Annotated in this window: 14 protein-coding genes; 6 read left to right on the top strand and 8 right to left on the bottom strand. The window is 61.2% G+C overall.

The window, feature by feature from the left end:
- Nucleotides 1-29: 29 nt before the first annotated feature.
- Nucleotides 30-896, bottom strand: a complete 867-nt coding sequence (locus JNO51_RS10945; RefSeq protein ID WP_215776986.1) for a GyrI-like domain-containing protein — start codon at nt 894-896, stop codon at nt 30-32.
- 181 nt (nt 897-1077) lie between these two features.
- On the opposite strand from JNO51_RS10945, the gene JNO51_RS10940 reads away from it, so the two are divergent.
- Both JNO51_RS10940 and JNO51_RS10935 read left to right on the top strand, forming a co-directional pair.
- On the top strand, nt 1078-2319 hold the full coding sequence (locus tag JNO51_RS10940) for a hypothetical protein (protein ID WP_215776984.1): 1242 nt from the start codon (nt 1078-1080) through the stop codon (nt 2317-2319).
- Between the two features lie 172 nt (nt 2320-2491).
- On the top strand, nt 2492-3712 hold the full coding sequence (locus JNO51_RS10935; RefSeq protein ID WP_215776982.1) for a hypothetical protein: 1221 nt from the start codon (nt 2492-2494) through the stop codon (nt 3710-3712).
- Between the two features lie 125 nt (nt 3713-3837).
- On the opposite strand, the gene acs is transcribed toward JNO51_RS10935, so the two are convergent.
- The 3 genes from acs to JNO51_RS10920 all read right to left on the bottom strand — a co-directional run bounded on the left by acs (nt 3838) and on the right by JNO51_RS10920 (nt 7862).
- Nucleotides 3838-5805: an acetate--CoA ligase gene (gene acs, locus JNO51_RS10930; RefSeq protein WP_215776980.1), complete on the bottom strand. Its 1968-nt coding sequence runs from the start codon at nt 5803-5805 to the stop codon at nt 3838-3840.
- 63 nt (nt 5806-5868) lie between these two features.
- On the bottom strand, nt 5869-7554 hold the full coding sequence (locus JNO51_RS10925; RefSeq protein ID WP_215776978.1) for a cation acetate symporter: 1686 nt from the start codon (nt 7552-7554) through the stop codon (nt 5869-5871).
- Complete coding sequence (locus JNO51_RS10920; RefSeq protein WP_215776975.1) at nt 7551-7862, bottom strand: DUF485 domain-containing protein; 312 nt, start codon at nt 7860-7862, stop codon at nt 7551-7553. The genes JNO51_RS10925 and JNO51_RS10920 overlap by 4 nt, the downstream gene beginning before the upstream one ends.
- 304 nt (nt 7863-8166) lie before the next feature.
- Between JNO51_RS10920 and JNO51_RS10915 the strand changes: the two genes are divergently transcribed.
- From JNO51_RS10915 to JNO51_RS10905, 3 genes are read left to right on the top strand one after another with little or no spacing between them, the layout of a single operon-like run.
- Nucleotides 8167-9072, top strand: coding sequence for a LysR family transcriptional regulator (locus JNO51_RS10915; RefSeq protein ID WP_215776973.1), 906 nt, complete (start codon nt 8167-8169; stop codon nt 9070-9072).
- Nucleotides 9073-9100: 28 nt separating this feature from the next.
- Nucleotides 9101-9589: a hypothetical protein gene (locus tag JNO51_RS10910; protein WP_215776971.1), complete on the top strand. Its 489-nt coding sequence runs from the start codon at nt 9101-9103 to the stop codon at nt 9587-9589.
- Nucleotides 9590-9648: 59 nt separating this feature from the next.
- Nucleotides 9649-11100, top strand: a complete 1452-nt coding sequence (locus JNO51_RS10905) for a YdiU family protein (protein ID WP_215776969.1) — start codon at nt 9649-9651, stop codon at nt 11098-11100.
- Between the two features lie 39 nt (nt 11101-11139).
- Here JNO51_RS10905 and JNO51_RS10900 read toward each other — a convergent pair whose 3' ends face one another.
- The 3 genes from JNO51_RS10900 to JNO51_RS10890 form a co-directional block, all read right to left on the bottom strand.
- Entirely contained in the window at nt 11140-11880 is a 741-nt protein-coding gene (locus JNO51_RS10900) for a UDP-2,3-diacylglucosamine diphosphatase (protein WP_215776967.1), read from the bottom strand.
- A gap of 61 nt (nt 11881-11941) precedes the next feature.
- Nucleotides 11942-12442, bottom strand: a complete 501-nt coding sequence (locus tag JNO51_RS10895; protein ID WP_215776965.1) for a peptidylprolyl isomerase — start codon at nt 12440-12442, stop codon at nt 11942-11944.
- A gap of 35 nt (nt 12443-12477) precedes the next feature.
- Nucleotides 12478-13029, bottom strand: a complete 552-nt coding sequence (locus JNO51_RS10890) for a peptidylprolyl isomerase (RefSeq protein ID WP_215776963.1) — start codon at nt 13027-13029, stop codon at nt 12478-12480.
- A gap of 158 nt (nt 13030-13187) precedes the next feature.
- On the opposite strand from JNO51_RS10890, the gene JNO51_RS10885 reads away from it, so the two are divergent.
- Nucleotides 13188-14849 carry a SulP family inorganic anion transporter gene (locus JNO51_RS10885; protein WP_215776960.1) on the top strand — a complete coding sequence of 554 codons (1662 nt, stop codon included), beginning with the start codon at nt 13188-13190 and terminating at the stop codon, nt 14847-14849.
- A 388-nt stretch (nt 14850-15237) separates the two neighbouring features.
- Here the strand turns inward: JNO51_RS10885 and JNO51_RS10880 are convergent, their stop codons facing one another.
- On the bottom strand, nt 15238-17151 hold the full coding sequence (locus JNO51_RS10880; protein ID WP_215776958.1) for an ATP-binding cassette domain-containing protein: 1914 nt from the start codon (nt 17149-17151) through the stop codon (nt 15238-15240).
- Nucleotides 17152-17181: the final 30 nt, after the last annotated feature.

Here is a 17181-nt window from a genome sequence, read left to right as displayed (position 1 = left end):
GGCTTCAACCGCACTGCAGGCAGGGCGGCTTATTTCAGCGGCAGATAGATATCGGTTTGCAACTGGTGCTCCGGGGTATGGACCAGCAGACTGAGGTAGTGGAAAAACAGCGGGAAATCGCGCAATTCTTCGCCGCTGTGTGGCAGCCATTCACGATACAGGTACAGCACGGACTCCCCCAGATGGTCATGGCTGCCATGATGGCGCAAGCGGGCACAGCGCCCGGCGACAATCACGCCGTTGACCACCCCTTGCTCATTGGCCGGCACCGGCGCCAGGACCGAGCCGGCGACATCGAAGCGAAAGGCTTCCGGCGCGGTGGTCTCGGGGTTGTCATGGGCAATGCCGAAGGTCTGGCTGCTCTCCAGCGGAGACAGGCCGCTTTCCCGTCGCCAGTCGATAAAGCGCCGTACTGTGTTCGGGATCAGAGAGGGGGCGCCACGGTGGGGCAGGATGGCCACCGCCGTTTGGGGAAAGTCGACGATGTCAACCTCCCGGTTCAGCGGACGCTGCCGCTTGTGTTGCTGGTAGCGACGCGCCCAGGCCTCCCAGTCCGGCTTGCGGCGAAAGGCACTGGGCGTTTGTCCGAACAGTTGCTTGAAGGCACGGGTAAACGACTCCGGGTTCTCGAAACCACTCTCCAGCGCAATGTCGATGATGCGTTCCAGCGGGTTGAATGCCAGGCGGAATGAAGCACGCTTCATACGCATCAGCTGAATATAGCGACTGACGCTGATGCCGCAGTAGTCGGTGAACTGGCGCTGGAAATGGTATTTGGAAAAATTGGCCACCTGGCTGAGCCGTTCCAGCGAAAGGTCTTCATCCAGATGTTGGTCGATGTAATCAAACACCCGGTTGAAGCGCCGGGCATACGCCTGGGCGCGTTGTTCGGTCATGGAGATCTCCTGGCCGTCACTATGCCAGTTTATTGTCAGAATGTCCTGATCTGCCGACAGGTCATTTGCCTGCTTTTTCCTGCGACGTCAGTGTTTCCTTTCGTACTCATCCGATTTTTGGCACCCATTGTGTGCGAGAGCATCGCCTCTCCGGTTTTTAACCCTCTCAATGGAGTTTTGGATGCGTCTGCCTCTTCAGTTGTCTCGCTCTCTGATTGCCGGTGCACTGGCCTGCCTGACCATGCCGGTCATGGCACAAAGCCCGGTGATCGTTCACGTACTCTATAACCAGGCCTCGAATGATGTGAATGGCTTTGCGGCTGGTCCGGTTGCGCATGTGGGCAGCCAGTTCTGGAGCGGCGGCCTGCAACGGACCATGAAACAAGCGGCGATGACCCCCCAGACCGCCTTGCTGGTGGGGGGCAAGGAGGGGAATGAGGGCTGGACACGTGGTATCGAAGGCGATACGCCTAACCATGAGCCGGTCAACATTCACCTGAGTGCCATCGCTCAGGATGGCAGCAAGCTGATCGGTAATCTGGCACCGACCTGGTTGCCGGACCAGGCTCATGCATTCTGCATAAGTGATGCCCAGAAAGGGCAATACCAGATGGCGCCGGACGCTGGTGATGTCAGTGTGGTCAATGCCAGCTCGCTCAATGGCGACGTCGTGGTAGGCGGTGTGGGTACCGGCGACCAGCAGCGTGCCTTTGCCTGGGGCTGCGGCAGTACCGGGCTGGACCTGATCGGCAGCCTGGGCGGGCGTTCGCAAGCGACCGCCATTTCCCGTCGCGGCGACTATATTGCCGGTGAAGCGGACGGCAGTACTTTCAGCGGCCACGCTTTCCTGTTCGATAGCGTCAACAGCAAGCAAATTCAGGATCTCGGCTCGCCCGGTAACGCCGCGGTCCGTCCGGTTGCCGTGTCGGACGGTGGTCAGGTGGTGGCGGCGACTTATGATGCCGGCACCGCTTCGCAGTCGGTTGTTTATGTCAAGGGGCTGGGCTGGCGAAACCTGGGCACGCTCGGCGGTCGCTATGCCGTGACGGTGGCCATGTCGCGTGATGGCAAGACGGTGATGGGCTATTCCGCCCCGGCAACCGGTTTTGATCATGTCTTCCTCTTCAACCAGGTGATGGAAGACCTCGGCACACTGCCCGGGGCGCAGGATTTCCGCCCGGCGGCCATGTCGGATGATGGCAAGGTGGTCATCGGTGCTGTGCAGGTGAATCAGCAGCCCCACGCTTTCTACTACAGCGCCGCCACCGGTCTGGTGGACATGAATGCGGATCTGGCACGGACCTTCGCTAACGATGGTGTTGTCCAGTCCCGATTCACGGCACTGTCGGCCGATGGTCACGTTGTCTCGGGCGACTTCACCGATCAGCAAGGTGTACAGCACGCCTTTGCCATTCTGTTGTAATCCGGTTGTCTGACCGTTTTGCGCCCCCGCCAATCTGCAGGTTGGCGGGGGCGTTGTATTGGGTGCTGACGAGCGCCTTGAGTCAGAGAGGCCTTTCGGATCTTGCTTATATTGGCCGACAGCCATGTCGTAAACAATGCTTCTTCCTTTGTGGCGTTTAATGGAGAGACTCATGCATTTGCAACAGCATTTTACCCGTACCCTGGTCATGGGGGCCCTGGCCGCCATGTCGCTGCCGGCTCTGGCACAGAGCCATCAACCGGTTACCGCCAGTGCCGGTGGCTTTGATTTCCTGTACGACTTCGTTTCCGATAACGGGACCGTGTTCAGCGAAGGCCCGGTCACCCGCGGCCCGGACGGTCGCTGGCTGGCCAGCGTGGTACAGACCCCGGCCGACAAGTCGCTGCCGAATGATGTGATGCTGGTGACGGAAGATCGCAACGTCGACATCATGGGCAAGAAGGACTACCACTATTCGGTGCAGTCCATGGCGCGAAATGGCAGCTCGCTGCAAGGCAATATGGTTTCCGCTTTCGATGATCGCATGACGCATGCTTATCGTCTGGATATCATCTCCGGCAAGTTTCAACAGCTGGATGGTGGCAACAATGTGACCTTTGCCAATGCGGCTTCGCCTTCCGGTCAGCAAATCGTCGGCCGCGTTGGTTTGGGTGGCAGCCAGCATGCCTTCATTTGGAGCCTGGGTGGCACTGTCAAGGATATCGGCACCCTGGGCGGGGCAACTTCGGAAGCGACGGCTGTTTCCTCGTCTGGTGACTGGGTGGCGGGGGTATCCGACGGCTACACCACGACCGGTCATGCCTTCCTGTATAACAATGCAATTGGCATGAAGGATCTGGGCACCCTCAATAACCACAGTGTGCGTCCGGTTGCAGTGTCGACCAGCGGTTCTGTCGTGGCAGGCAATACATCCAACCATCGCGCTTTCCGCTATGTCGACGGTCGTGGCATGCAGGATCTGGGGACGCTGGGCGGCAAGGAGGCCACGGTGGTGGCCATGTCCGATAATGGGAACGTGATCATGGGTTATTCCGCGCCTGCCGTCGGCAAAGACCATGTGTTTGTCTACACCCAGAACGGCATGAACGATCTGGGCACCCTGCCTGGCGCCGGCGACTTTCATCCGGCGGCCATGTCGGCGAATGGTGGCGTCATCGTGGGTGATTTCGAGAAGGATGGCCACCGCCATGCCTTTTACTATGTTGCAAACGGCCAGCTGGTTGACCTGACCGATACCCTGAATGCGGCCTATGCTGACCAGGGTGGCGTCAGGGATGCCTATCTGACCCAGCTGTCCTCCAGTGGTGATCTGATTTCCGGCAATCTGGTCGATGGCCAGGGCGTGCAGCACGTCTTTGCTTTGGCACGATAAGCTGTCTTGCTCGTGAGGTAGTCGCATGAAAAACGCCCGGCACATGCCGGGCGTTAAGATTTGTGCTGCATGGTTTTATGCCGCGCCCGGTCTCTGCCGGGCGCCATCCTGCCGGTTTGAGCCGATCAGGCCGATTGCTGCAGTTGTTGCAGGATCTGCGGATTTTCCAGCGTCGACACGTCCTGGGTGATCTCCTCGCCGCGTGCCAGCGAACGCAGCAGACGGCGCATGATCTTGCCGGAACGGGTCTTGGGCAGGTTCTCGCCGAAGCGGATTTCATCCGGCTGGGCAATCTTGCCGATCTCGTGCGCCACCCATTGCTTGAGGTTGTCGGCCACCTTCTTGGCCTCGTCCCCCTGCGGTCGGGGTCCCTTCAAGACCACAAAGGCCACCACGGCTTCCCCCTTGATCTCGTGCGGCTTGCCGACCACGGCGGCTTCGGCCACCAGCGGGTTGGCCACCAGCGCCGATTCGATCTCCATGGTCCCCAGGCGGTGACCGGAAACGTTCAGGACGTCATCGATCCGGCCCATGATCCAGAAGTAGCCATTTTCATCGCGGTGGGCAGAGTCACCCGCCAGATAGTATTTGCCGTCGAACTCTTCCGGGAAGTAGGTCTTTTTGAAGCGATCGGCGTCGCCCCAGATCGTGCGGACCAGGCTGGGGAAGGGGCGCTTGATCACCAGGAAGCCCCCCTTGCCGGCCTCGACCGGTGCGCCGGACTCATCCACGATGTCGGCCATGATGCCCGGCAGCGGCAAGGTGCAAGAACCCGGTTTGGTCGCCACGGCGCCAGGCATCGGGGCGATCATGGCCGAACCGGTTTCGGTCTGCCACCATGTGTCGACGATCGGGCAGCGGCCACCGCCGACCACTTCGTAGTACCACATCCAGGCTTCCGGGTTGATCGGTTCGCCCACCGTGCCCAACAGCCGCAGCGAGGACAGGTCGAACTGCTTGGGTGCCTCGGCACCGAGCTTGATCAGCGAGCGGATGGCGGTCGGCGCGGTATAGAACAGCGTGACCTTGTGTTGTTCGATCATGCGCCAGAAGCGGTTGGCATCCGGATAGGTCGGCACCCCTTCGAAGATGACCTGGGTGGCACCGATGCCGAGCGGGCCGTAGCAGATGTAGGAGTGACCGGTGATCCAGCCGACATCGGCGGTGCACCAGTAAACGTCGTTCGGCTTGTAGTCGAAGACCCAGCGGAAGCTGTTGATGGCGCCGAGCAGGTAGCCGGCGCTGGAGTGCTGGATACCCTTGGGTTTGCCGGTGGAGCCCGAGGTATAGAGGATGAACAGCGGGTCTTCGGCGTTCATCCATTCCGGTTCGCACTGTACCGGCTGACTGGCGACCAGCTGGTGCCACCAGACATCGCGGCCTTCGCTCCAGCTGGCGGGCTGAGCGGGGGTGCGCTGGTAAACCACGACATGCTGGATGCTCTCGCAACCGCCCATGGCGATGGCTTCATCGGTCGTGGCCTTGAGCGGGACGGTCTTGCCGCCGCGCAGACCTTCGTTGGCGGTAATCACCACCTTGGCCCCGGCGTCCTGTACGCGATCGCGCAAGGCACCGGCGGAGAAGCCGCCGAACACCACCGAGTGGATGGCGCCGATCCGGGCGCAGGCCTGCATGGCCACGATGGCTTCCACCACCATCGGCATATAGATCACCACGCGGTCACCCTTGGTGACGCCAAGGTGCTTGAGGCCGTTGGCGAACTGGCAGACGCGCTGATGCAGTTCGTTGTAACTCACCTTGCTGACGGCGCCATCATCGGCTTCGAAGATCAGCGCGGTCTTGTTGCCGCTGCTGGCCAGATGACGGTCCAGGCAGTTGTACGACACGTTCAGCACGCCGTCGTCAAACCACTTGAAGAAGGGGGCCTGGCTTTCGTCCAGTACCCGGGTGAACGGTTTTTTCCAGGTCAGGAGCTCGCGTGCCAGGTCGCCCCAGAAAGACTGGTATTGGTCGTTGGCCTGATCACACAAGGCATTGTAGGCCTCCATGCCCGGGATGGCCGCCTTCTGGCGGAAATCGTCGGACGGGGGAAAGCTGCGGGTTTCCTTGAGGATGGATTCCAGGGCGGACATGAATTTCTCCTTGATAAAGCCATTCAAATGCGCGCCGCCCGAACCGGGCGGCGCTGTTGCGTCTTAATGCTTGGATGCGCCGCTGGCACCGATGCCGGTCATGGCACGGACAAACTGGGCGTCAAATTCGGCCTTTTCCTTTTCTGCCTGGGCCGAGCTGTCGGTAATCGAGAACAGCCAGGTGGTCAGGAAGGCCAGGGTCATCGAGAACAGGGCCGGGTTCTTGTACGGGAACAGGGCTTCCTTGTGCTTGAGCACATCCACCCAGACCGTCGGGCCGACAATGATCAGGCCGACGGCACAGATCAGGCCGACCAGACCGCCGACGACGGCACCACGCGTGGTCAGGCCGCGCCAGAACATCGACAGGAACAGCACCGGGAAGTTGGCCGAAGCGGCGATCGAGAAGGCCAGGCCGACCATGAAGGCGATGTTCTGCTTCTCGAAGGCGATGCCCAGGACGATGGCGACCAGCCCCAGGATCACCGTGGTGATCTTGGAAACGCGGATTTCATCGGCCTCATTGGCCTGTCCCTTCTTGATGATCGACGCGTAGATGTCGTGCGACACCGCCGAGGCGCCGGACAGTGCCAGACCGGAAACCACCGCCAGGATCGTGGCGAAGGCCACGGCCGAGATGAAGCCGAGGAACAGATTGCCGCCGACGGCATCGGCCAGGTGGATGGCGGCCATATTGTTGCCACCGATCAGCTGGGTGACGGGCTTGCCCTCCTTGATCACGGTTTCCATCATGCCCGGCTGGTTGAGCACCAGCATGATGGCGCCAAAGCCGATGATGAAGGTCAGGATGTAGAAGTAACCGATGAACCCGGTGGCGTAAAACACCGATTTGCGTGCAGCGCGGGCATCGGCCACGGTGAAGAAGCGCATCAGGATGTGCGGCAGACCGGCGGTACCCAACATCAGCGCCATGCCGAGCGAGATGGCGTCAATCGGGTTGGAAACCAGACCGCCCGGGGACATGATCGCCAGGTGCTTGCTGTGGACGGCGGTGGCCTGCTGGAACAGGGTTTCGAAGCTGAAGCCGGCGTGCTGCAGCACCATGAGGGCCATGAAGGTGGCGCCACACAGCAGCATCACCGCCTTGACGATCTGTACCCAGGTGGTCGCCAGCATGCCGCCGAAAGTGACGTACAGCACCATCAGGATGCCGACCAGCAGCACGGCCGAGGTGTAGTTCATGCCGAACAGCAGCTGAATCAGCTTGCCGGCACCGACCATCTGGGCAATCAGATAAACCGCCACCACCACCAGCGTGCCCAGTGCGGCGAAACTGCGCACCGGGGTCTGGCTCAGGCGGTAGGAGGCCACGTCGGCAAAGGTGTATTTGCCGAGGTTGCGCAGGCGTTCGGCAATCAGGAACAGAATGATCGGCCAGCCGACCAGGAAGCCCATGGAGTAGATCAGGCCGTCATAGCCCTTTTCGTACACCATGGCGGAAATACCGAGAAAGGACGCTGCCGACATATAGTCGCCGGCAATCGCCAGACCGTTTTGCAGACCGGTGATGCCGCCTCCGGCTGCGTAGAAATCCTTGGCGGAGCGGGTGCGTCGTGCCGCCCAGTAAGTGATGCCCAGGGTGGCCAGCACGAAAATGAAGAACATGGTGATGGCCGGAATGTTCAGCGGCTGGCGTTTGACCTCGCCGCTGATGGCCTCGCCGGCCTGTGCCAGCGGTGCAGCCAGCAGCAGCAAGGCGGTGCCGATCGGGATCAGGCGGTTTTTCATTGTTGTGCCTCCTCTACCACTTGCTTGTTGAGTGCATCGAATTCGCTGTTGGCCTTGCGGACATAAATGCCGGTCAGCACGAAGGCCGACAGGATGATCAGTACCCCGACAGGGATGCCGACGGTGGTCACCATGCCCGCGGCCAGCGGCGTACCCAGTGTCTTGGGAGAGAAGGCCAGCAGGGCGATGAAACCGTAGTAAATCACCAGCATGATCACACTCAGAGTCCAGCCCAGACTGGTTTTCTTGTGCACCAGTTCGATAAATTTGGGATTGGACTGTACTTTTTTCAGTACATCTTGATCCATGGTCGTCTCCTTTGTAGTGCGGGTATTACACCGCTGTTTAACCATATAGAGGGGGCGTCCGGATGGCTAATCGCAAATTTTGATGCCTGTTATTTGTCATGCCGATGATGCAATGCAAAAACCATTTAAAAACAATCTATTGCAATAGATTTTTTGCTCCATTCCTGATGGATTGTCAGACAGGTTGCCTGTGGGTGTCGGGCTTGTTTTGGCGTGAAACCGTCGTTGTAGCCAAATTGCATAACTGCTATGCTCAGCGCAATCGAAGTGCTCGGGCGGCCGACTCAAGCGGCTGAAGCAATCCATGGAAATCTATCAACTGCGCACCTTTGTCACTGTCGCGCAGCAGGGGCATCTGACCCAGGCTGCCGAGCAGTTGCATCTGTCGCAGCCCGCAGTGACGGCGCAGATCAAGGCGCTGGAAGAAGAGGTGGGTTTGCCGCTGTTCGAACGTACCGCGGGGGGCGTGATGCTGACCCTGGCCGGACAGGACCTGCTGCCACGAGCGCAGTCTATCCTCGATTCGGCTCGTCACATGATTGACCATGCCCGTAGCCTGAAAGGGCAGCCCGGCGGGCTGGCACGCATCGGTCTGGCCTTGTCGCCGTCGATTCTGCGTATTGGCCCCTGGGTCGCGCACCTTTGTCAGCGTACCCCTTTGCTCGATTTACGCCTGTATCAGGGGGTGACGATCGACATCCTCAACAAGGTACGCAAGCATGAGCTGGAAGGGGGATTTTTCCTCGGAAAAAACCCCTATGCCAACGTGAATACCCAGTTGTTGACGCAGCTGCCTTTCGTGATCGCCATGCCGACCGCCTGGCGCGAGCGTCTGGCCGGTGGCCAGTTACGAGAGTTGGGCAAGTTGCCCTGGATCGGTCTTTCGCAGTTTTCCAGCTTTAACCGCCTGACGGCCGAGTTGTGGCGCGAACTGAATATTTCACCGCGCAAGCTGGTGGAGTGCGATCATCACGACACCCTGCTCGAGCTGGTGGCGTCGGAGGTGGGGCTGGCGCTGGTGCGTGAGGATGCCGCCCAGGCGATGGCGGCGCGCGGCGCATTGTGGGTTGTTCCCGGCGTGCGCAAACATTTTGATTTGCAGTTTGTCTATCCTGCAGACCGTGAGGGCGATCCGGTCATGCGTTTGTTGCTGTCCTCCCTGGCCGAGATCTGGACATTGTCGCCAGCCGAAGCACAGGCTCTTTCCTGATCTTCACTTCATCGACGGGTTTGCCGCCATGCGTAGCTATCTTGATACCCTGGATCACCATCGTCGCTGCCTGGACGAGGCGCAACGCGATGTCTGTCGCTCGGTGGCCGATGCCATCGACTCCGCCATGAACTGGCGCGAGGAGGAATGGCAGCAGCATCTGGACGGTGCCATGGTGGCCTCGCTGGCCTGGTGGCAGGTTCATGCCGACAGCCAGCGCGAAATGCAGCGCGTGGGTGAGCAATGGCTCAGTGCCCTGCATGCGCTGTGGCTGAAGCCCTGGCAGGATCCGGATGATCCGATTGCCCGTGCCATTCGCCTGAGCGACGTTTCCTGTGGTGCCATGGCCAAGATGACGCGCCAGGTCAGTCATTTTGCCTCGACCCGGCTGTCGGCGGCCGCCGTCAATGCGGCGCGCGAAGCACGCCGGGCCTGGCTCATCAGCCAGGGCCATGAACCGAAGGCCGGGCACGGCGGCATGTATTACTGCCGGCCGGGCTGTGGTCGCAGCAAGTAAGTCATTCCCCTACCGGTAACCACGTTTTTTTCCGCGTCGGCCACGGCTAGAATCCGGGCATGCCTATCTCATTTCCCCGTTTCGGCCAGCGCTTCCGTTCGCTGCCTGCCGTGTGTTACCGCCAGGTGGCGCCGACGCCGCTGCCCCAGCCCTACTGGATTGCCCGCAACGCCGCGCTGGCGGCCGAGCTGGGGCTGCCGGATGATTTGCTGGCCAGCCAGCTGCTCCTGTTCGCCGGTTCGGCCGTGGCCGACGGCGAACAACCGCTGGCCGCGCTGTATGCCGGACATCAGTTCGGGGTGTATGTGCCGCAGCTGGGCGACGGTCGGGCTCTGTTGCTGGGTGATTTGCCTCATGCGGACGGTGTCATGGAGCTGCAGCTGAAGGGGGCCGGGCAGACTCCCTTTTCGCGCATGGGGGACGGCCGTGCGGTCCTGCGTTCCAGTATTCGCGAATATCTGTGCTCCGAAGCCATGCATGGGCTGGGCATCCCGACCACCCGTGCCTTGTGCCTGGCCGGTTCCGACGAGACCGTTTGGCGCGAAAGCGCCGAAACCGCGGCGGTGGTGACGCGCGTGGCGCCCAGCTTTATCCGTTTCGGTTCTTTCGAGGTGTTCTATCACCGCGGCCAGCACGATGTGGTGCGCGCCCTGGCCGACCATGTGCTGCAGCATCATTACCCGCAGTGCCTGGCGGCCGACCAGCCCTATGCGGCGCTATTTGCCGAAATCAGCCGGCGTACCGCACAGATGGTCGCTGCCTGGCAGGCTGTTGGTTTCTGCCACGGGGTGATGAACAGCGACAATATGTCGATCCTCGGCCTGACCCTCGACTATGGCCCGTTCGGTTTTCTCGATGCCTTCGATGCCGGCCATATCTGCAACCATTCCGACCATGGCGGGCGCTACGCCTATAACGAGCAGCCACGCGTGGCGCACTGGAATCTGTCCTGTCTGGCCAGTGCGCTGCTGCCGCTGGTGTCGGAGGCCGATCTGCTGGCCGTGCTGGAGGATTTTCCGGGCGTGTTCCGCCAGGCCTGGCTGAGCCGCTGGCGTGCCAAGCTGGGGTTCGTCTCTGCGCAGGATGACGACGAGTCGCTGTTGCAGGCTTTGCTGCTGCTGTTGCAGGCGCAGGCGGTCGATTTTACGGTGTTCTTCCGGCGTCTGAGTCGTCTGTCGCTGCAAGGGGAGGATGATGCGCTGACCGCGCTGTTTGCCGAGCCGGCCGACTGGCTGGCCTGGCTTGCCCGCTATCGTGCCCGCCTGCAGGCCGAGGGCAGTGTCGATGCCGTTCGTCATCCGGCGATGCTGGCGGTCAACCCCAAATACATCCTGCGCAATTATCTGGCGGAACAGGCCATTGCCCGGGCGCGTGATGCACGCGACTACAGCGAGATTGCCCGTCTGCAGCAATGCCTGATGCATCCCTTTGACGAGCAGCCCGAGTTCGAGGCCTATGCGGCGCTGCCACCCTCCTGGGCGGCAGAGATCTGCCTGAGCTGTTCCAGTTGAGTGTGCCGGCCGGGGGTGGGGGCGCCAGGGGCCTGGCGATCAGCGCTCGCCGGTGACAGGCCCCAGTGCATGGGCGCTGATGCCGTGTGTGTCGATTTGCAGATAGCCGCCACGATCATCGTGCCAGTCGGCAATTACCCAGCGCTGGGTTTGCTGTCCGTCCTGCTCGATCAGATGACAGGCTGGGCGATGAGTGTGGCCATGCACCAGCATTGGCCAGCCATGAGCCTGCAGCAGGGCGAGCACGGCGCTGTCGGTGACATCGGAGATATCGCTCAGGCCTGTCTGCTGTTTGTTGCTCTCGCTGGCCATGCGTGCCTGGCGCGCGATGGCATGGCGTTCGGCCAGCGGTCGTGACAACATCGCCTGTTGCCAGGCCGGCTGGCGGCTCTGGGCGCGAAACTGCTGGTAGGCCAGATCATCGGTGCACAGGGCATCGCCATGGCAGAGCAGGTAGCGGCCGATGCCGACCTGCAGCTCGCTCGGCTCTTCCAGCAGGGTGGCGCCACTGGCGTCGGCAAAGCCCTGGCCCAGCAGGAAGTCTCGGTTGCCACGCATGACAAACAGCGGCGTGACGCGGGAGAACGCTTGCATGGCGGCCAGCATCTGGCGGATGAAATCCGAATCGTCGTCGTCTCCCACCCAGTATTCAAACAGATCGCCAAGGATGTAGAGGGCGTCGATCTTTCCTTGCCAGTCGGCCAGTGTCCTCAGGAACAGCTGGTTGAGTTTCGGCGTCTCTTCGCTCAGGTGCAGGTCGGAAATCAGGTGGATGGCCATGGCGGCTCCGCGCGGCGGTGGGTATGGATAGGCCCCCTGACGGGCAGGGGGCGGGGGACGATCAGGCGGTTTCGATCACTTCAGCCTTGACGATGGTCACCGGTTCCTTCGGTACGTCCTGGTGCATGCCACTGCGGCCGGTCGGTACGGTCTTGATGCGGTCGACCACGTCCTTGCCTTCGACCACTTCACCGAATACGGCATAGCCCCAGCCCTGGGCGGTCGCCGAGGTGTGGTTCAGGAAGTCGTTGTCTGCCACGTTGATGAAGAACTGAGCCGAGGCCGAGTGCGGGTCCATGGTGCGGGCCATGGCGATGGTGTAGGTCTTGTTGCCGACGCCATTGTTGGCTTCGTTCTTGATCGGCTCGCGGGTTTCTTTTTGCGCCATGTCGGCGGTGAAGCCGCCGCCCTGGATCATGAAGCCGTTGATGACGCGATGGAAGATGGTGCCGTCATAGTGGCCGTCACGCACGTACTGTTCGAAGTTGGCGGCGGTGACCGGTGCGCGGTCGTGGTACAGGTCGATGACGATATCGCCCAGGTTGGTGCTCAGTTTGATCATGTCTTGTTCCTTCGATATAGCGTGGAGAGGGGGACTCAGCCCTTGATCACCGCCTTGATGATCACGACCGGTTTTTCAGGGACGTCGGACATCATGCCGACATCAATGGTTTTCATGTGCGAGATGCGGTTGACCACATCCATCCCGCGCGTCACCTTGCCGAATACCGCATAGCCCCAGCCCTCATCGGTGCGGGAGCGGAAATCGAGCGGGTCGTTGTTGGCGACGTTGATGAAAAACTGTGCCGTGGCCGAATTGGGTTCCGGTGTGCGCGCCATGGCGATCGTGCCGATGGTGTTTTTCAGGCCGTTGTCGGCCTCGTTGACGATCGGTGCCCGTGTCGGTTTCTGCTTGAGTTTGGCATCGAAACCGCCGCCCTGGATCATGAAACCTTCTATAACACGGTGGAATACAGTACCGTTGTAATGACCTGATTTGACATAGGCCAGAAAGTTGGCAACTGTTTTGGGTGCGTGGGCCTGATCAAGCGTAATCTCGATATTGCCCTGGTTGGTGGTCAGTTCGACCACCGGCGCCGCCAGCACCAGGCCAGGCAGCAGCGCAAGGAGAGCCAGCAGTTTTTTCATCGTTGATCTCGGCGACATTTTAAAAAGCGGATTTTAGCACAGCGTTCGATCGCCTCAGAACAAGTTATTGCGCTGCAGGCACCACGGTTTGGTTGCCGAGACCATGGGCGCGGAAGGCGGGCTGGATCCGGGTTTATCCATTTTCAAGAAGACTTGTCATGATTGCATTTCGTCCAAGGTTACTGGACTGTCTGGCCGGCTATGACCGGCAAATTTTCCGCCATGATCTGATGGCCGGGCTGACGGTGGGGATTGTGGCGCTGCCGCTGGCCATGGCGTTTGCCATGGCCTCCGGGGTGACGCCGCAGGCGGGGATTTTCACCGCGGTGATCGGTGGCCTGCTGGCTGCCCTGTTCGGGGGGACGCGCCTGTCGGTCAGCGGCCCGACCGGGGCCTTCATCGTCATCATTTATGGCATCGTGCTGAAGTACGGCGTCGCCAATTTGCTGATCTGTACCATGATGGCCGGTGTGATGCTGCTGATCATGGGGCTGCTGCGCCTGGGACAGGTGATCCGCTTCTTCCCCATGCCGCTGATTACCGGGTTCACCAACGGGATTGCCCTGCTGATTTTCCTGACCCAGCTGAAAGATTTCTTCGGCTTGCCGGTGGCGCACATGCCGTCCGGTTTCTTCGCTGTGGCGCAAACCCTGAAACAGTCTCTGCCGCATCTGGATCCCCTGACCACGACCGTGGCCGTGCTGACGCTGGCGCTGATCCTGCTGTGGCCGCGCCGTCTCAACAAACTCTTGCCATCGCCCTTTGTGGCACTGGTACTGGGCACGGTAGTGTGCTCGCTGCTGCATCTGCCGCTGGCCACCATCGGCAGCAAGTTCGGCGCGATTCCGCAAGGCTTGCCCTCTCTGGTCGTGCCGCAACTGGATTTCAATCATCTGTCCGATCTGCTGGCTCCGGCCTTTACCATCGCCTTGCTGGGTGCCATCGAGTCCCTGCTGTGTGCGGTGGTGGCCGATACCATGACCAATGACAAGCATGATGCGAACCAGGAACTGATGGCGCAGGGGATTGCCAACCTGCTGGTGCCGCTGTTCGGCGGTATTCCGGTGACCGGTGCCGTGGCGCGGACCGCGACCAGCATCAGTAATGGCGGGCGGACGCCGGTCGCTGCCCTGATTCACTGCCTGGTGCTGCTGCTGATCCTGCTGCTGGCCGCACCGCTGGCATCGTATATTCCGCTGGCCGTGCTGGCCGCGATTCTGGTGTCGGTGTCACTGAAGATGGGTGACTGGGATGTGCGCAAGGCCATGCTGTTTCCTCGCCGCGATACCGCCATCCTGATCGTGACTTTCGTGCTGACGGTTACCTTCGATCTGACGGTGGCGGTCGAGGTCGGCCTGCTGATGGCCGCGGTGTTTTTCATTCAGAGCATGGCGCGCCATACCGGGGTGCATTTGCTCAAGCCAGAGTACGCCCAGCTGTTCGAGCGTCACTCGATTGCCGGCAAGGTCGTCCCGCCGGGCTGCGCCGCGTTCCGGATCGAGGGTGCACTGTTTTTTGGGGCGGCCGATACGGTGGATCAGTTACTGCACCAGGCACCGGATGCGCGTGTGATCATTCTGCAGCTGCACCGGCTGGTGTTGCTGGATACCACCGGCCTGCTGGCGCTCGACAGCCTCAATAGCAAGCTGCGCGAGCAGGGGCGGGTGCTGGTGCTGTGCGGTGCGGGCGCCGAAGTCATGGATCTGCTGGTCGGCTCGCGTCTGGCGGCGGATATGGGGGAGCGCAATTTGCAGCCGGATCTGGCGGCAGCGCTCAAGCATGCCGAAGAGCTATTGCTGCAAGGCGTGGTCTGGGGCTAGGGTCCGGGGTGTCGCTGGCCAGTTTTTGACCAGCGAGATAAAGTCCCGGCCGGACAGTGAATTAACAGGGTTGTCCACAGATTTATCCCCGATTCTTGTGGGCAACCCAAATCAGTCGTTTACGTCTTAAGTGTATGACAATAGTTTTGCAATGTGCGTTGGCCGGACTATTTTGTGTCTTTGTTTGAGGTGCGCGGAACTTTTGCGCGCCATTTTTGACTAAGTGCATCCAGTCGGTGGCTAGAAATTGATCGCTGCCACAAAATCTCGCCCGGACAGGCAATTAACAGGCTTATCCACAGCCTTATCCCAAAGTTCTTGTGAGCAACCCGGTGGTGGCGCACCGGGCTGATTTGGCATGTTATGGCTTGACCTGCGTCCGGGAGGGTCAACCTGTTGTTCCCGGGTTCTCCAGGCGTTCCAAAGCCTCCTGTACGCCCAGCCAGGCTTCCTCCACCTCGGCCAGCCGCGTACTGACCTCCCCCTGGCGCTTGATGCTGATGGTCATGCGCTCGCGGTTGGCTTCCTCGTAGGCCTCGGCCGACGACAGGAAGCTGTCCAGTGCCGCCTTCTCGCTGCCCAGGGTTTCCAGTTCCTTTTCCAGCTTGTTGAGCTGCTGTTGCAACGGTTTGCGCTGCTGTGACAGTCGTTGCCGGTTCTCTGCCTCCAGCCGCTTTTGTTCCTTGCGGTTGACGGCTGGTTCCTCGGATGCCGCAGGCCGCAGTGCTTCGGACAATTGTGCCAGGCGCCACTGGCGGTAATCCTCCAGATCGCCGTCGAAGGGGCGTACGCTGCCATCGGCCACCAGCCAGAAGGTGTCGGTGGTGGACTCCAGCAAGGCACGGTCGTGCGATACCACCAGCAGGGCGCCGGCAAAGTCCTGCAGGGCCATGGTCAGCGCATGGCGCATTTCCAGATCCAGATGGTTGGTTGGTTCGTCGAGCAGCAGCAGGTTGGGTTTGTCCCAGACAATCAGTGCCAGCGCCAGGCGAGCTTTTTCGCCGCCGGACATCGGGCCCACCGGGTCATTGACCATGTCGCCGCGGAAGTTGAAGCCGCCGAGGAAGCTGCGCAGCTCCTGTTCGCGTGCCTGCGGGGCTTTTTTCTGCAGGTGCCACAGGGGGGATTCTTCCAGTCGCAGGTGTTCCAGCTGGTGTTGGGCAAAGTAGCCGATGCGGATGGTGGGCGAGGTGATGCTCTGGCCTTGCAGGGGCGACAACTCGCCGGCCAGTACCTTGACCAGGGTCGACTTGCCGGCGCCGTTGACGCCCAGCAGGCCGATGCGACTGCCTGCCTCGACCGACAGGGACACCCGGGACAGAATGGTGCGTTCACCGTAGCCGGCCGATAGCTCGTCCAGGCGCAGCAGCGGGTTGGGCAGGCTGTCGGGGGTGGCAAAGTGAAAGTCGAACGGGGAGTGCACGTGCGCCGGGGCAATGCGCTCCAGTTTCTCCAGCGCCTTGACCCGGCTTTGAGCCTGGCGTGCCTTGGAGGCTTTGGCCTTGAAGCGACGGATAAAGTTTTCCAGGTGGGCGATTTCCCGCTGCTGCTTGTCGAAGTCGGACTGCTGACGTGACAGGCGTTCGGCACGCATGATCTCGAACTGGCTGTAGTTGCCGGTGTACAGCGAGAGGGTTTGCTGGGCCATTTCCACGATATGGCTGCAGATGGCATCGAGGAAGTCGCGGTCGTGCGAGATGACCAGCAGGGTGCCCGGGTAGCCCTTGAGCCATTCTTCCAGCCACAACACGGTTTCCAGATCCAGGTGGTTGGTCGGCTCGTCGAGCAGCAGCAGGTCGGAGCGGCACATCAGTGCCTGGGCCAGGTTCAGGCGCATGCGCCAGCCACCGGAGAAGCTGGCGACCGGCCGGGCATGCTGCTCGGTGCTGAAGCCCAGACCGTTGAGCAGCCGGGCTGCACGTGCCGGGGCGCTGTAGGCCTCGATGCGGGTCATTTCGTCGTGCAGATGCCCCTGGGCCATGCCATCGCCGGCGGCTTCTGCCGCGGCCAGATCGCGCTCCAGGGTGCGCAGTTCGTGGTCGCCATCCAGTACGAAGTCCAGCGCGCTCTGCGTCAGTGCCGGTGTTTCCTGTGCGACGTGGGCAATCACCCAGTTGGGCGGGATGTCGGCACTGCCGGCATCGGCATGCAGTTCACCCATCAGCAGGGCAAACAGACTGGATTTGCCGACGCCGTTGGCGCCGACCAGGCCGGCCTTGTAGCCCGGATTAAGGGTCAGGCTGGCATCTTTGAGCAGTTCTTTCAGGCCGCGCCGCAGCGCGAGGTTCTTGATTTGTATCATCGGTTTGCAGGCCGGCCCCCGGGGAGGCCG

The sequence above is a fragment of the Paludibacterium sp. B53371 genome, assembly GCF_018802765.1.
Lineage (GTDB): Bacteria > Pseudomonadota > Gammaproteobacteria > Burkholderiales > Chromobacteriaceae > Paludibacterium.
Note: the sequence above shows the minus strand (reverse complement) of the source record. Positions and strands in the feature narration are given on the sequence as shown.

Coding starts and splice junctions, on each gene's coding strand:
- JNO51_RS10945 (WP_215776986.1), bottom strand. CDS start 896: ATGACCGAACAACGCGCCCAGGCGTATGCCCGGCGCTTCAACCGGGTG.
- JNO51_RS10940 (WP_215776984.1), top strand. CDS start 1,078: ATGCGTCTGCCTCTTCAGTTGTCTCGCTCTCTGATTGCCGGTGCACTG.
- JNO51_RS10935 (WP_215776982.1), top strand. CDS start 2,492: ATGCATTTGCAACAGCATTTTACCCGTACCCTGGTCATGGGGGCCCTG.
- acs (WP_215776980.1), bottom strand. CDS start 5,805: ATGTCCGCCCTGGAATCCATCCTCAAGGAAACCCGCAGCTTTCCCCCG.
- JNO51_RS10925 (WP_215776978.1), bottom strand. CDS start 7,554: ATGAAAAACCGCCTGATCCCGATCGGCACCGCCTTGCTGCTGCTGGCT.
- JNO51_RS10920 (WP_215776975.1), bottom strand. CDS start 7,862: ATGGATCAAGATGTACTGAAAAAAGTACAGTCCAATCCCAAATTTATC.
- JNO51_RS10915 (WP_215776973.1), top strand. CDS start 8,167: ATGGAAATCTATCAACTGCGCACCTTTGTCACTGTCGCGCAGCAGGGG.
- JNO51_RS10910 (WP_215776971.1), top strand. CDS start 9,101: ATGCGTAGCTATCTTGATACCCTGGATCACCATCGTCGCTGCCTGGAC.
- JNO51_RS10905 (WP_215776969.1), top strand. CDS start 9,649: ATGCCTATCTCATTTCCCCGTTTCGGCCAGCGCTTCCGTTCGCTGCCT.
- JNO51_RS10900 (WP_215776967.1), bottom strand. CDS start 11,880: ATGGCCATCCACCTGATTTCCGACCTGCACCTGAGCGAAGAGACGCCG.
- JNO51_RS10895 (WP_215776965.1), bottom strand. CDS start 12,442: ATGATCAAACTGAGCACCAACCTGGGCGATATCGTCATCGACCTGTAC.
- JNO51_RS10890 (WP_215776963.1), bottom strand. CDS start 13,029: ATGAAAAAACTGCTGGCTCTCCTTGCGCTGCTGCCTGGCCTGGTGCTG.
- JNO51_RS10885 (WP_215776960.1), top strand. CDS start 13,188: ATGATTGCATTTCGTCCAAGGTTACTGGACTGTCTGGCCGGCTATGAC.
- JNO51_RS10880 (WP_215776958.1), bottom strand. CDS start 17,151: ATGATACAAATCAAGAACCTCGCGCTGCGGCGCGGCCTGAAAGAACTG.